The organism is Mycobacteroides franklinii (genome assembly GCF_002013895.1).
Lineage (GTDB): Bacteria > Actinomycetota > Actinomycetes > Mycobacteriales > Mycobacteriaceae > Mycobacterium > Mycobacterium franklinii.
On sequence record NZ_MAFQ01000008.1, the window covers coordinates 189,216 to 202,459 of the forward strand.

Sequence of the window (13,244 nt, forward strand, 5' to 3'; positions counted from 1 at the left end):
TCGCCTCATCGTCCGGTGCCCCCGTACACGGTGGCTTCCTCTTCGCCGCCTAGCTCGAAGGCGTCGTGGATGGCCCTGACCGCGGTATCCAGCTCATCGTCCTTGACCAGCACCGAGATCCGGATCTCGGAGGTGGAGATGAGCTCGATGTTGACCCCGGCCTTGGCCAGCGCCTCGCAGAAGCCTGCAGTAACACCCGGGTGGCTACGCATACCCGCGCCCACCAGCGATACCTTGCCGATGTGATCGTCGTAGAGCACCTGCGAGAAGCCGATCTCGTTCTTCAGCGAGTCCAGCTTTTCGACCGCGGTGGGCCCGTTCTCCTTGGGGCAGGTGAAGGTGATGTCGGTCTTGCCGTCCTCGACCTTGGAGATGTTCTGCAGCACCATGTCGATATTGATCTCGGCATCGGCCACGGCACGAAAGACCTTGGCGGCATAGCCCGGCACGTCGGGGATTCCGACAACGGTGACCTTGGCCTCGCCACGATCGTGTGCGACACCGGTGAGAATCGCTTCTTCCACAGGAATGTCCTCCATTGATCCGCTGACGATGGTGCCCGGCTTGTCGGTGTACGACGAGCGCACGTGAACCGGAACGTTGTATCGCCGGGCGTATTCCACACAGCGCAGCATGAGCACCTTTGCTCCCGCTGCCGCCATTTCCAGCATTTCCTCGAAACTGACCTTGTCGAGCCGGGCCGCATTCGGCACTATCCGCGGATCGGCGGTGAAAACCCCGTCGACGTCGGTGTAGATCTCGCAGACATCGGCCTTCAGGGCGGCTGCCAGCGCGACGGCGGTGGTATCGGAGCCACCGCGTCCGAGCGTGGTGACATCCTTGCTGTCCTGGCTCACTCCCTGGAATCCCGCGACCAGCACCACTTGGCCCTCGTCGAGGGCGGAACGCAACCGGCCGGGGGTGACGTCGATGATCTTGGCGCTGCCGTGCCTACCGGTGGTGATGACGCCGGCCTGCGAGCCGGTAAACGAGCGCGCCGAGGCCCCCAGCGAGTGAATGGCCATCGCGACCAGGGCGTTGGACATCCGCTCGCCCGCGGTCAGCAGCATGTCCAGCTCACGGGGCGGGGGTGCCGGGCAGACCTGTTGGGCCAGGTCAAGCAGCTCGTCGGTAGTGTCACCCATCGCCGAAACGACGACGACAACATCGTTGCCATTCTTTTTTGTCTCGACGATGCGCTCAGCGACCCTGCGGATACGCTCGGCCGTTGCGACCGACGATCCGCCGTACTTTTGGACGACGAGCGCCACGGCATACCTTCCTGCAGTTCGGTCAAGGTCGGTCCGACCTCGGTCATCAGGATAGAGGGTCGGACAACTCGATAACCTGGCCCTCATGGGCAACCCCACCGAACGCATTGCTGACACCGCGGTTCCGATTCAGCCGTTGATCGCCTCACGGTGGAGTCCGCGAAACTTCGATCCGGACGCGAGCCTCGCTCCCGAAACCCTGACAGCCCTGCTCGAAGCGGGTCGCTGGGCGGCGAGCTGGGGTAAGCGCTTCCCGGTCAGATACATCGTGGGACGTCGCGGGGAGGCCACCCATGAGGCCCTCGCCAACGTGCTGAATCGCGGAAACTCTTACGCAAAAGTTGCGGCGGCACTCGTCCTGGTGGGCACCGACCTGGGTGACGACGACAACACCGCGGTCTACGCCACCGTGGACGCCGGGCTCGCTATCGCCCAATTAGGCGTCGAGGCCCGATCCCACGGGTTGCACACCCATCCGATGGCGGGCTTCCGGGTGCAGGAGGCCTCCGCTGTGTTCAATATCCCCGAGAACGTGCGGCCCATCGCGGTCGTCGCGATCGGACCCGTCCTGGACAGCTACGCGGACGCTGAGGAATCGACAGTCGAACGCGACCACGCTCCCCGGCAGCGCCCAGCACTCAGCGATATCGCTTTCGCCGAGCGCTGGGGGAACGCGTACGGCGGCTAGTTGGCGACGTCCTCGATGACGGCCTTGAGCAGACCCTGCTTACTGGGAAAGACGTACTGAAGAGTTCCCCACGGGACACCTGCCTCCGCGCTGACCGCGCGCATGGTGGTGCGTCCCACCTCTCGTCGGTATCCATTCCGCCATGGTGTCGTGGCTCATGCCTCAGTCGAACGAACCGCGGAAGATCCGTACCGCCTTGTCGATCATCTCGCGGGTGGATCCGCAGTCGCTGTTCTTCAGCGAAAAGGTGAGCACCTCGATGAAAACCCGCTCGGGAGTACTGCTCTCCTGGACCGCGCCACCCGGAACGTCCCGGGCGTACAGCGGCTTGCCCAGACGCACCATGCTGGTGCACATGCTGCCGTCGCGGCCATGAAAGTATTCGACACCGTCGCGGATTTCCCCCCGCAATCTCGACGGCGGATCGACGCCGGTTCTGATGGTCAGTTCGAACTGAGCGTCATTGTCTTGCAAAGAGAATCGGCACGCGTACGGATCACCGAAGAGCGACTGTCTCACCTCATTCGCCTGGCCCGGATACTCACCGAGAATCTCACACGGATCGCGTTCGGCAATCTTGATCGGATATGCGCTCAACGCATCACGCACGGGCATATCGGCGGGGTTCATCTTGGCCAGCACGCCGATAACGGGTTGTGCCATTTTGCAGTTCGGCACCAGCCCGCTCCGTGAACCGTCAACGACCACGACCCGCAGTGCCGGCGTGCCCGCCCCCCTGGTCAACTTCGGCGCATTCGGCAGCTTGTCCAAGGCGATCGGAAACTCGTACAGACAGGTACCCGCGGTGTGAAAGACCGGCGTCCCATCGACCCCGAATTCGGGCTTCTCCCGCGAGTAGTCGCCCAATATCAGCGACAGCCCCACGCTCGACGGGCTCGCCGAACCCGCGACCTTGACGGATCCGAAGCAACCCCCCACATCTCCGGAAATGTACGTGGGCGCACCAATGTCCTTCAGCATCAACAGAAGACCGCAAGGGTCGACCCGGCGTAGTGCCCGCAGGTAGGCCAGCAGCGTGGTCTGCTTCTCCGTGAAGGTCTGACCGTAGGTGGGCACCGGACCGTCAAACAACGTCTGGCCGGTCGGCGCGGGCAGACGTCCGGTCGCAGTACCGGAAACAACGGTGGAGCACGCCCCGATCGCCCACACCGTGGCGATAAGCAGCACTACCGAGCGGAGTTTGCGAATAACCGCACCGCCTTGTCGAGAATCTCCCGCATGTGCCCACAGTCCTTCCGATCCCTTCCGATGAAGGCACTGGCGACAACGGCAGGGAAGTAGGCGTCGGCGTCGGTATTCGCCGCGCCACCACCAATATCCTTGGGGTATAACGGATCTCCAACCAAAGCCAGAGCATGACAGCCCGTTGGCCGCGACGGGTCCTCGTTGTGGAAGTACGTCACGCCATCACGCTTGGATTTGGTGTACTCATCCGGAAAGTCGTCCACACTACTCGTGAGCTGCACCGTGTAGTCGATATCGGAATCCGAGAGCGAGAAGTCGCAACCGAAGGGATCTCCCAGCAGGTCGATCGACACCTCGTGCGCCTGACCGGGGTATTCCCTGAGGATCTCGCACGGATCACGCTCGGCCAGTTTGATCGGATAGGCACTGAGCGCGGACCGCGGCTGCAGTCCCGAGGGAACTTGCTTGGCAATCGACGTCACCACTTGCTTACCCACTCGGCAGTCCGGATCCGAGTGCTCGTCCGACCCATAGAGGTACGCAGAGACCGACAACATCGCTTGCAGCGGGGGACTCGATGGTGCTCCAGGTAACCGCTCCAGACCGAGAGGGATCTCATACTCGCACTCCTCCCCCGTCTCATAAACCGGGACAGACCCCACCCGGAACGCGGCGACGGCGTCGTGCTTGTCCTGCATCGAGTACTCGTAGGACACCTCGGTGGGGCTGGGGGCACCCGTAACCTTCACGCTGGCATAACACATCTGAAAGTCGCCGACGACCTGTCCCGGGTCGCCGTACTCCTTGAGGCCGGCCGCGAAGCCGCAGGGGTCCACACGCCGCAGCGCGCGCGCATAGGTGAGAGTCGCCTTCTCCTGAGCATTCAGCCTCTGGCCGTAATCCGGCTGATCACCCTGAAAGAAGGAGTCGGCTCCGGGCCCGGGTTCGACTCCCTGCGCCTGCCCGGTGACGGTGCGCGTACAGCCGGTGGCGACCAGCAGAATCGCCAGCGCCCCCATCCCCCTGCGTACCCACATGCTCTGCGAGCTTGCCAGATGAGCGGGCTCCCCGCGGCTGGTAGAGTCCCGTCCTATGCAGCGGACGCTCCTCCTCCGACGCCGCGACAGGGTCTGATCCAGACCGGCTTCCTGTCGCGGGTTGTTGGCGTGCCGGTCGAGATAACCCTCAAACTCCCGGAGCCTTCCCATGACTAGCTTTTCCTCAGACGAGTTCAACTACACCCCCCGCAGCGTCGTCACCCCGAACGGGCCCATTCCCGCCGACCAGCCTGCCTGGAACACCCAGAAGAGCAGTTCGATGCCGGTACACCGGTACCGATCCTTCGCCTTGGAAGTTCCGGGGGGCGAGCCGACTGAGTCCTTTGACCGCACCTGGCCCGACAAGGTGATCACCCGCGCACCGCAGTGGGGGGCCGTCGATCTACGCGACGGCAACCAGGCGCTGATCGACCCGATGAGCCCGGCCCGCAAGCGCCGGATGTTCGATCTGCAGATCCGGATGGGCTTCAAGGAGATCGAGGTCGGTTTCCCGTCGGCCAGCCAGACCGACTTCGACTTCATCCGCGAACTGATCAGCGAGAACGCCATTCCCGAAGACGTCACGATCCAGGTGCTGACGCAGTGTCGTCCGGAGCTGATCGAGCGGACCTTCCTGGCGTGCGAGGGCGCGTCCAGGGTGATCGTGCACTTCTACAACTCGACCTCGATCCTGCAGCGGCGCGTGGTGTTCCGCGGTGACAAGGATGCGATCAAGAAGATCGCCACCGACGGTGCACACAAGTGTGTCGAAGAAGCCGCGAAATACCCTGACACGCACTGGCGTTTCCAATACTCCCCCGAGTCCTACACCGGCACCGAGCTGCAGTACGCGCTGGAGGTGTGCAACGCCGTCGGCGACATCATCAAGCCGACACCGGAGAACCCGATCATCTTCAACCTGCCGTCGACGGTGGAGATGACGACCCCCAACGTGTACGCCGACTCCATCGAGTGGATGAGCCGCAACCTGGCGCGCCGCGACTCGGTGATCCTGAGCTTGCACCCGCACAACGACCGTGGAACGGCCGTCGCGGCAGCCGAATTGGGCTTCCAGGCGGGTGCGGATCGCATCGAGGGCTGCCTGTTCGGCAACGGCGAGCGCACCGGAAACGTCTGCCTGGTGACGCTGGGGCTGAACCTGTTCAGCCGCGGTGTTGATCCGCAGATCGACTTCTCGAACATCGACGAGATCCGGCACACCGTCGAGTACTGCAACCAGCTGAAGGTCCCCGAGCGACACCCGTACGGCGGCGACCTGGTCTACACCGCCTTCTCGGGCAGCCACCAGGACGCCATCAACAAGGGCCTGGATCAGATGAAACGCGATGCGGACGAAGCAGATTCGGATATCGACGACATCCTGTGGCAGGTGCCGTACCTGCCCATCGATCCCAAGGATGTCGGCCGCAGCTACGAGGCCGTGATCCGCGTCAACTCGCAGTCCGGCAAGGGCGGCGTCGCCTACATCATGAAGTCCGATCATGGACTGGTGCTGCCGCGCCGTCTGCAGATCGAGTTCGCGCAGTCGATCCAGCGCATCACCGACGGCGAGGGCGGCGAGGTGAACCCCAAGGAGATCTGGGACGTCTTCGCCGAGGAGTACCTGGCACCGATCACCCCGCTGGAGCGCATCCGTCAGAAGGTGACCGCCTCCGAAGAGGATGGCGGAACGGATTCCATTGCCGCCGTGGTGAAGATCGATGGCAAGGAAACCGAAGTTCATGGCACGGGCAACGGCCCGTTGGCCGCATTTGTGGATGCGCTGTCGACCGTGGGCTACACCGTCAACGTCCTGGACTACTCCGAGCACGCCCTGAGCGCCGGTGACGACGCCCAGGCCGCCGCCTATGTGGAGGCCATGGTCGTCGGCCCCAACGGCGGTGAGGCCCAGACGGTCTGGGGTGTCGGTATCGCCCCGTCGATCACCACGGCCTCGCTGCGGGCCGTGGTGTCGGCGGTCAACCGCGCTGCCCGTACCCGCTAGCGCTCACATCGAACGCGAGCCTGGCGCGGATTCTCAGTCGAATTTCCGCGCCAGGCTCGCACTCGATCCGGTTAGCGAGTCCCGTACCGGCGCCGGAACTTCTCCACCTGACCGGCGGTGTCGACGATCCGGCGATCGCCTGTCCAGAACGGATGGGAGTCCGCGGTCACCTCGGCAGTGATCAGCGGATACTCCTGGCCCTCCCACTCGGCGGTGCGCGTGCTCGTCGCCGTCGAGCGGGTCAGGAACATCTTGCCGGTGGTGGTGTCCTGGAAGATGACTGGGTGATAGTCGGGGTGAATTCCGGGTTTCATCAGTGGTTCCCTTCTGTGTTGTGTTCGCCGTAGGAAAGGAATGCCTCAACCTCGGACGCGTGCTCGCATGGATCCTCATGCCAGTCACCGAATGGGTCGTCAAACTCGTCCCACTCTGCGGGGCTTGCCATTTCATCGTCGGTGAGCAGCGCACCCCGCAATGCGTCGAGCACCTCGACAGTGTCGGCACCGCACACCAAGACAGTCATCGCACTATGGCGATCGCCGAACCGGTAATCCCACATGAGGTCGGCGAATGCCCTGCGCTCCGGGTCGGCCCGCTGCGCTTCGATCGAATTCATTGCTGCCAGCCACTTTCCGGCGGCCGATACCCTGAGCCCACCGCCTGCAGACTCCAGCCACATCGCCTGCTTGTCCTGGGTCGCCAGCCAGAGCCGGCCGCGGGTGCGGATCACACCGTCCAGCAGCATGTCGATAGCGGCATGTAGCCGTTGCGGATGAAAGGGCCTGCGCGCGTTGAATTCCACCAGCGCGACGCGACCGTCGGCGACCAGGGAAGGCTGCCCGGCGAGCAACGCGCCGTGCGGGTCATCGGCCCGGCCACGTCGCGCGTCGACTTCCAGATGGTCAAGGGCCTGCTCGACGCGGCCGGTGCGTGCGGTGATCCGCGCGCGCGGTGCCAGGCGCCGCAACACCGACAGCACCTCGGGTTCGGGATTGCGCACCAGTAGCACGTCGGCGAACTCCGCCTGACCGATCACCACTTGCGCCAACGTCCGGCCATCCGGGAGTTCGTCGTCACTGAGCGCCTGCTCCAGCCAGTGCACGCTGTCGACGCAGCAGACCACGCCGGCGATCTCGACATCGCGCGCCGCCGGTCCATCGACGAATCCCGGCCCCACCCGAACGGGCACGGAGTTGATCGCCCAGCAGATCGGGTCCGCCTCCAACCATGGCTCCAGGTGCAGCACGATCCTGCCCACATCGTCACGGCGATGCAGCTTGCGCAACAGGACGAGTAGATCGTCGCGGACCGTGCACGACACACAGCCATGAGCCAGCTCCAGAACGGTTTCGGAGATACCGCGGACACCCGTGACGGACCGCTTGACGATGTGCCCGTCAAACCGGTGCGTGACGACGACCGTTCCCGGGTCGCGCGCCATGACCTGCACGACCGCATCGGTATCGGTCTGCCCGGACACGAGTAGCACCGGCGTGCGCATGAATCTCCCTTTTCCAGCCCTTGTGCAGCTAAATGCAAACGATTTTCATTAGTACCGCCTTCACGGTACAGTCCCGGACAGCACTTGTCGAAAATGATTCCCATTATCAAATAGGTATGAATGGAGTTCCCTTGTCCGCACATTGCGAGGTGACCGGACGGTCACCGGGCTTCGGCAACGCGGTATCGCATTCGCATCGCCGCACCCGTCGCCGCTGGTCGCCCAACATCCAGCTGAAGACCTACTACCTGCCCTCTGAGGATCGGCGCATCAAGCTCCGGGTGAGCGCCAAGGGCATCAAGGTCATCGACCGTGACGGGATCGAGGCCGTGGTGGCCCGGCTGCGCGCGCAAGGACGGAAGTTCTGATGGCACGCAACGAAATTCGCCCCATTGTGAAGCTGCGGTCAACCGCGGGCACCGGCTACACGTACGTCACCCGCAAGAACCGGCGCAACGACCCGGACCGGATGGTGCTGCGCAAATACGACCCAGTGGTGCGCAAGCACGTCGATTTCCGCGAGGAGCGCTGAGATGGCCAAGAAATCAAAGATCGCCAAGAACGAACAACGCCGCGCCCTCGTCGCGCGTTACGCCGAGCGACGAGCCGAGCTCAAGGAGATCATCCGCTCGCCGGCCAGCAGCCACGAGCAGCGCGTCGCCGCGCAATCCGAGCTGAACCGTCAGCCCCGCGATGCCAGTGCGGTCCGGCTGCGCAACCGCGACGCCGTCGATGGCCGGCCGCGCGGTTACCTGCGCAAGTTCGGCCTGTCCCGAGTACGTGTCCGTGAACTAGTGCACGACGGGTCGCTGCCCGGCGTGCGGAAAGCGAGCTGGTGATGGCCACCAAGCCCACGCGCAATCGTCGCGCCAAACTTGTCGACACCAAGCCCGCCAAGCCGAATCTCTTTGCCAAGCTTGGCCTTAAGACGGTCGACTACAAGGACACCAACACCCTGCGACTGTTCGTGTCCGAGCGCGGCAAGATTCGGTCGCGCCGCGTGACGGGCCTGACCGTGCAACAGCAGCGTCAGGTCGCCACCGCGATCAAGAACGCGCGCGAGATGGCACTGCTGCCCTACGCCTGATCAACCTCACGCCTGATCAGCGCGGCTGCGGAATCGCGTTCTCCAGCAGGAACACATGCTCCGGGCTGATCACCTTGGTGATCGCCGTGCCGAACAGCGTGCTGGGCTGCGCGGGCTGCTTGGCCACATCGGTGTTGAGCAGTGCCACCACCGTGGTCTGTTCGGCCGGCGAGTAGATGGCGAGCGTCTGATAGCCCGGAATGCTGCCGTTGTGACCGATCCACCCCCGGGCATCGAAAATACCCAGGCCGTACCGGATATCATCGGGCACCGGAGGCATCGCCGTCGCATCGAGTCGCTGTTCCTGGGTGGCGGGTTTGAGCAGCGCGCCGGTCGCCAACGCGGGCACCCAGATCCGTAGGTCGTCGAGCGTCGAAATCATGGCACCCGCCCACGACGCCCACGACGGGCTCCAGTCGGTGCTATCGGTGAGCGGCCCGGCGGGGGTCAGCTGGGTGTAGCCCTGGGCGTGCGGATCGGGAAGGGTATTGGTATCCGGAAAGCTGGTGTGGCTCATGCCGAGCGGCTCCGTGATGTGTTCGCGCACAAACGCGGGCAGCGTCTGCCCGCTGACCTTCTCCACCACCTGCCCCAGCAGCACGGCGTTGGTATTGCTGTATTCGTAGCCCTGACCCGGCGGGAAATTGGGCGGCTGCGCGAACGCGTAGTCGAGCAGCTGCTGGGTGCTGTACCGGCGCCGTGGATCGGTCTCCAGGTCTCGGTTGAAGGCCAGCGACATCGAATAGTTGAAGAGCCCGCTCTGCATCCGGGCAAGCTCCCGCAGGGTGATCTTGTTACCGTTCGGGACCTTGTCGACGTACTTGGCAACCGGATCGTCGAGTCCGAGCTTGCCCTCGTCGACGAGTTGCAGCACCGCCGTCACCGTGAAGGTCTTTGTGACACTGCCGATCCGGTGAAAGAAGTCGGTCTGCATCGGCGCGCGGGTTGTGGTGTTCGCGACGCCGAAGGTCCGCACGTACTTGCCCTTGGGCCCCCACACCCCGACGATCGCGCCCGGGACCGCGGTGCTCGTCAGCACCTCGTTGATGGCAGCGTCCAGTGTGGTGGCAGTCTGCGCGTCCAGGTCCGCGGCGGTGATGGCCGAGTGTTTCCCGCACCCGCTGACGAGCAGCACAACCGTCAGCACTACATAGAGGATTCGACGCATCAGGCTGGGCTCATCAAAACAGCGAGTACTGTGCTCCGGCGCGGCTGGGAATCGCGAATTGTTCGATATCGGTGCCACCCACAACGCGTCGCACCTCGGTCATGAATGTCTCGTCATCGAGCAACGGCACACCGAGCGACCGTGCATGAAATCCCTTACCCTGCTCGGGGTTTGCCTGATTGCAGAGCACCACCGAGGTGTCCTCGTCGACGGTATCGGCATAGGCGAGTCCGGCCTGCATGATCTGCTCGACCAGCTCCTCGTGCGTGCGGGTGACCTCGGAGCTGAGGGCCACACGCATGCCCTGCACCAGCGGTTGTCCCGCGGTGTACGGACCGGGGTTGAGCCAGTGACACGGTTGGCGAGATGCCAGGGTCTTGAGCGGGCGCAGCTCATCGTGGGTGACCCGGCCATTGGGCCAACGCTTGCGGGTGGTCTCGCGAATCGGCAGCCAGGTGTCGCGTTCCCGCGCCCGTTCGAGCACCTTCGGCAGCACCTCGGCCAGCACTCGGGCATCGTCGTAGGCGTCGTGGGCCTTGAGTTGCTCGACACCCCAGTGCGCCGCAAGGGTTTCCAGACGCAGGTTCGGAGTATCCAGGTCCAGACGCCGGGTCAGCTCGACGGTGCACATCACGGCGTCGGTGGGCAGCTCGGCACCGGCAAGCTCGGCCTCGGCCGCCAGGAACGAATAGTCAAAGCCGACATTGTGGGCCACCAGCGTGCGTCCCCGCAGGAGCGCGATGAGATCGGGGACGACATCGGAAAACTCCGGCTGGCCCTCCAACATCTCCGGGGTGAGCCCATGGACATGCGTCGGACCCGGATCAACGCCCGGATTGAGCAGGCTCACCACGCTGTCTGTGATGGTCCCGTCCGCATCCAGTGCCAGTGCCGCGACGCTGATGACACGCGCCCGACCCGGCTGAAAACCGGAAGTCTCCAGGTCAACCACCACCCACTTGGGGCTGTGGTCGGGCGTCTGCCCCCAGATCGGCATAACTGAAGGATGGCATGTGGGACCGACAACCCGTTCTAGGCGCGCGGGGTTCGCAGTACCTGCCGGCCGATGGCGTATTTGTGTACCTCGGTGGGGCCGTCGTACAGGCGGAAGGCGCGCATATCGCGGAAGATCATCTCCACCGGTGTCTCGTCGCTGATGCCGATACCGCCCAGTACCTGCACGCACCGGTCGGTCACCTTGAAGAGCTCCTCGGACACGAACGACTTGGCCATCGAGCTCTCGTGCCGGCCCTTGGCACCGTTATCCATCATCCAGCAGGCATGCCAGATGGTCAGACGGCATTGATGCAGCGCGATTTCGTTGTCGGCGAGCATGAAGGACACGCCCTGGTGCTCACCGATGGTCTTGCCGAATGAGGTCCGGGTGCGCGCGTACTCGACCGCGATGTCCTGAGCGCGGGAAGCGGCACCGAGCCAGCGCATACAGTGCGTCAACCGCGCCGGGGCCAGCCGCAGCTGTGCGTACCGGAAGGCCTGGCCGGTCTCGCCGAGCAGTGCCTCGCGCGGCAGGGTCAGGTTGTCGAACCGAACGACCGCGTGCCCCTCGGCGTAGTTGCGGTCCATGGTGTTCATGATTCGCTCGATGACAATTCCCTCGGTGTCGCCATCACACAGGAACAGCGTCGGCCCCTCGGGCAGATGGTCATTGGCCTCCAGATTGGCCATGATGATCCAGGTCTTGGCGCCGCGGGCGCCGGTGATGAGCCACTTTCGCCCATTGATGACGAAGTTCTGGCCGTCGAAGGTCGCCGAGGTCTTGAGCTGAGACGGGTCCGATCCGGCGCCGTCGGGTTCGGTCATCGCGAACGCCGAGCGCTGATGTCCCTCGATGACAGGCCGCAGAAACCTCTCGGACTGCTCCTGGTTGGTGATCTTGCCGAGCAGGAACATGTTGCCTTCGTCGGGCGCGGCACAGTTCATGGCGATGGGGCCCAGGGTCGACCAGCCCGCCGCCTCGAAGATCACTGCCTGACCGATATGTGAAAGACCCCAGCCACCATAGGATTCGGGTGCCTGAACGGTGAGCAGTCCGGCGTCCCGGGCCTTGCCGACGAGTTCGTTGCGCAGCTCATCGGTGGGTCCGTGCGCGGTCAGGCGAGGGTCGCGCTCGTAGGGGATCACGGTCTCCGTGACGAACTCGCGCACCCGCTGCGCCTTGGCGGCCAACTCTTCCGGAATGCTGAAGTCGATCATATTTCTCCCTCGGTGAATTGTGTTGCCGCCCAGTCAAGGACGGCGATGGCGATGTCTTGGAAGCCTGGATAATCCGCTCCGACCAGGTCACCGGATTGCCACTTGCGGTACAGCTGCATCCACGCGACCGCCAATCGAAGCCGCGCGCAGGCAACATGCCAGTGCAGCGGGCGGGGATCTGTTCCGGCCGCGGCGAAATAGGAATCGATGATGTCCCGCCGGGTTCCAAAACCCGTTGCGGTGGTGGGCATCTGATTGACGGCACGTACCTCGGCCGGGTCGCCGGGCTCCATCCAGTACGACACCAGAATCGCCAGGTCGAACAACGGGCAGCCGCGGGTGGTCATATCCCAGTCGATGATCGCGTTGGGGGCCAACGTTTCCTCGTCGACAAGCATGTTGTCGAGCTTGAGATCCATGTGCAGCAACGAGACTCCCGACGGCTCGGGGATCTGCTGCTGCAGCCGCGCGGTCAGATTCGTGACGACGGCAGGTAGGCCGTCCGGCCAGACCGCGTGAGCACGGCGCGTCCAGCCGGTGAGCTGCCGTTCCAGCAGCCCGCCGGGCTTGCCGAGCTCGCCCAATCCGACATTCTCGGGCGCGATCCGATGCAGAGAGGTCATGGCCTCGACGAGAGTGGCGGTGATGCGTGCCGGCGCGTCGGCGGGTAGGCCCTGTGGCAGCTCGCCACCGATCGCCAGCCCCTCTCGGTACTCCAAAAACTGGAAGGGGGCGGCCACGATGTCCAGGTCGTCGCAGTACAGCAGGCCGCGCGGGGCCAAGGCGAAGCCGTCGTTCAGGCGTGACAGCACCCGCCACTCACGGGCCATATCGTTGGCGCCTTCGGCGATCGGCCCCGCGGGCGGGCGCCGAAAAACGGCAGGTTGCCCGTCGAGGGACACCAAGTAGTTGAGATTGGCCTTGCCGCCGGCGAACTGTCGCGCCGCCGAGGTGTCCAGAACGTGACCCTGCCGCGTCACCCAGGCCGACAGCGCGGCCCAATTCTGCGGCGTGGTCTCAGCTGTGGCCCGGAACACAGGCGTTACCCTAGCCGCTCACCCAACCGG

The 13,244-nt window shown here is 64.3% G+C and carries 15 protein-coding genes and 1 pseudogene; 6 read left to right on the forward strand and 10 right to left on the reverse strand.

Annotated features, from left to right (window positions below; genetic code table 11):
* Positions 1–5: 5 nt before the first annotated feature.
* Positions 6–1,271: an aspartate kinase gene (locus B4393_RS15365; protein WP_078282922.1), complete on the reverse strand. Its 1,266-nt coding sequence runs from the start codon at positions 1,269–1,271 to the stop codon at positions 6–8.
* Between the two features lie 85 nt (positions 1,272–1,356).
* Here B4393_RS15365 and B4393_RS15370 point away from each other — a divergent pair, with 85 nt between their 5' ends.
* On the forward strand, positions 1,357–1,959 hold the full coding sequence (locus B4393_RS15370) for a nitroreductase family protein (protein ID WP_078282921.1): 603 nt from the start codon (positions 1,357–1,359) through the stop codon (positions 1,957–1,959).
* On the opposite strand, the pseudogene B4393_RS15375 reads toward B4393_RS15370, so the two are convergent.
* From B4393_RS15375 to B4393_RS15385, 3 genes and pseudogenes are all read right to left on the reverse strand, one after another.
* Positions 1,959–2,087: pseudogene (locus B4393_RS15375) on the reverse strand (TetR family transcriptional regulator); the annotation flags it as partial. The gene B4393_RS15370 and the pseudogene B4393_RS15375 sit on opposite strands and share 1 nt — an antisense overlap.
* Before the next feature lie 34 nt (positions 2,088–2,121).
* Complete coding sequence (locus B4393_RS15380; protein ID WP_078334917.1) at positions 2,122–3,036, reverse strand: hypothetical protein; 915 nt, start codon at positions 3,034–3,036, stop codon at positions 2,122–2,124.
* A 110-nt stretch (positions 3,037–3,146) separates the two neighbouring features.
* The gene (locus B4393_RS15385) at positions 3,147–4,184 is read right to left on the reverse strand and encodes a hypothetical protein (protein ID WP_078334816.1); all 1,038 of its coding nucleotides are present in this window, start codon (positions 4,182–4,184) and stop codon (positions 3,147–3,149) included.
* A gap of 187 nt (positions 4,185–4,371) precedes the next feature.
* Here B4393_RS15385 and leuA point away from each other — a divergent pair, with 187 nt between their 5' ends.
* Positions 4,372–6,207: a 2-isopropylmalate synthase gene (gene leuA / locus B4393_RS15390; RefSeq protein WP_078334817.1), complete on the forward strand. Its 1,836-nt coding sequence runs from the start codon at positions 4,372–4,374 to the stop codon at positions 6,205–6,207.
* A 71-nt stretch (positions 6,208–6,278) separates the two neighbouring features.
* On the opposite strand, the gene B4393_RS15395 is transcribed toward leuA, so the two are convergent.
* Together B4393_RS15395 and mrf are read right to left on the reverse strand one after the other, a co-directional pair.
* A complete protein-coding gene (locus tag B4393_RS15395; RefSeq protein WP_070937418.1) occupies positions 6,279–6,521 on the reverse strand; it encodes a type B 50S ribosomal protein L31 in 243 nt (80 codons plus the stop codon).
* The gene (gene mrf, locus B4393_RS15400; RefSeq protein WP_078334818.1) at positions 6,521–7,708 is read right to left on the reverse strand and encodes a ribosome hibernation factor-recruiting GTPase MRF; all 1,188 of its coding nucleotides are present in this window, start codon (positions 7,706–7,708) and stop codon (positions 6,521–6,523) included. The genes B4393_RS15395 and mrf overlap by 1 nt, the downstream gene beginning before the upstream one ends.
* A gap of 131 nt (positions 7,709–7,839) precedes the next feature.
* Here mrf and rpmB point away from each other — a divergent pair, with 131 nt between their 5' ends.
* Genes rpmB through rpsR form a run of 4 tightly spaced genes read left to right on the forward strand, consistent with a single transcriptional unit; the run spans position 7,840 to position 8,795 of the window.
* The gene (rpmB, locus tag B4393_RS15405; RefSeq protein ID WP_005063156.1) at positions 7,840–8,076 is read left to right on the forward strand and encodes a 50S ribosomal protein L28; all 237 of its coding nucleotides are present in this window, start codon (positions 7,840–7,842) and stop codon (positions 8,074–8,076) included.
* Positions 8,076–8,240 (forward strand): 50S ribosomal protein L33, encoded by a 165-nt coding sequence (gene rpmG, locus B4393_RS15410; protein WP_005063154.1) that lies wholly within the window; start codon positions 8,076–8,078, stop codon positions 8,238–8,240. The genes rpmB and rpmG overlap by 1 nt, the downstream gene beginning before the upstream one ends.
* Position 8,241: 1 nt before the next feature.
* Entirely contained in the window at positions 8,242–8,547 is a 306-nt protein-coding gene (rpsN, locus tag B4393_RS15415; RefSeq protein ID WP_070937421.1) for a 30S ribosomal protein S14, read from the forward strand.
* Positions 8,547–8,795, forward strand: coding sequence for a 30S ribosomal protein S18 (rpsR, locus tag B4393_RS15420; protein ID WP_070937422.1), 249 nt, complete (start codon positions 8,547–8,549; stop codon positions 8,793–8,795). The genes rpsN and rpsR overlap by 1 nt, the downstream gene beginning before the upstream one ends.
* 16 nt (positions 8,796–8,811) lie before the next feature.
* Here the strand turns inward: rpsR and B4393_RS15425 are convergent, their stop codons facing one another.
* From B4393_RS15425 to B4393_RS15440, 4 genes are read right to left on the reverse strand one after another with little or no spacing between them, the layout of a single operon-like run.
* Entirely contained in the window at positions 8,812–9,963 is a 1,152-nt protein-coding gene (locus tag B4393_RS15425; RefSeq protein WP_078334819.1) for a serine hydrolase domain-containing protein, read from the reverse strand.
* Between the two features lie 13 nt (positions 9,964–9,976).
* The gene (locus B4393_RS15430; protein ID WP_078334820.1) at positions 9,977–10,960 is read right to left on the reverse strand and encodes a DEDDh family exonuclease; all 984 of its coding nucleotides are present in this window, start codon (positions 10,958–10,960) and stop codon (positions 9,977–9,979) included.
* 35 nt (positions 10,961–10,995) lie between these two features.
* Positions 10,996–12,177 carry an acyl-CoA dehydrogenase family protein gene (locus tag B4393_RS15435; protein WP_070937425.1) on the reverse strand — a complete coding sequence of 394 codons (1,182 nt, stop codon included), beginning with the start codon at positions 12,175–12,177 and terminating at the stop codon, positions 10,996–10,998.
* A complete protein-coding gene (locus B4393_RS15440) occupies positions 12,174–13,214 on the reverse strand; it encodes a phosphotransferase family protein (protein ID WP_078334821.1) in 1,041 nt (346 codons plus the stop codon). The genes B4393_RS15435 and B4393_RS15440 overlap by 4 nt, the downstream gene beginning before the upstream one ends.
* Between the last annotated feature and the right edge of the window lie 30 nt (positions 13,215–13,244).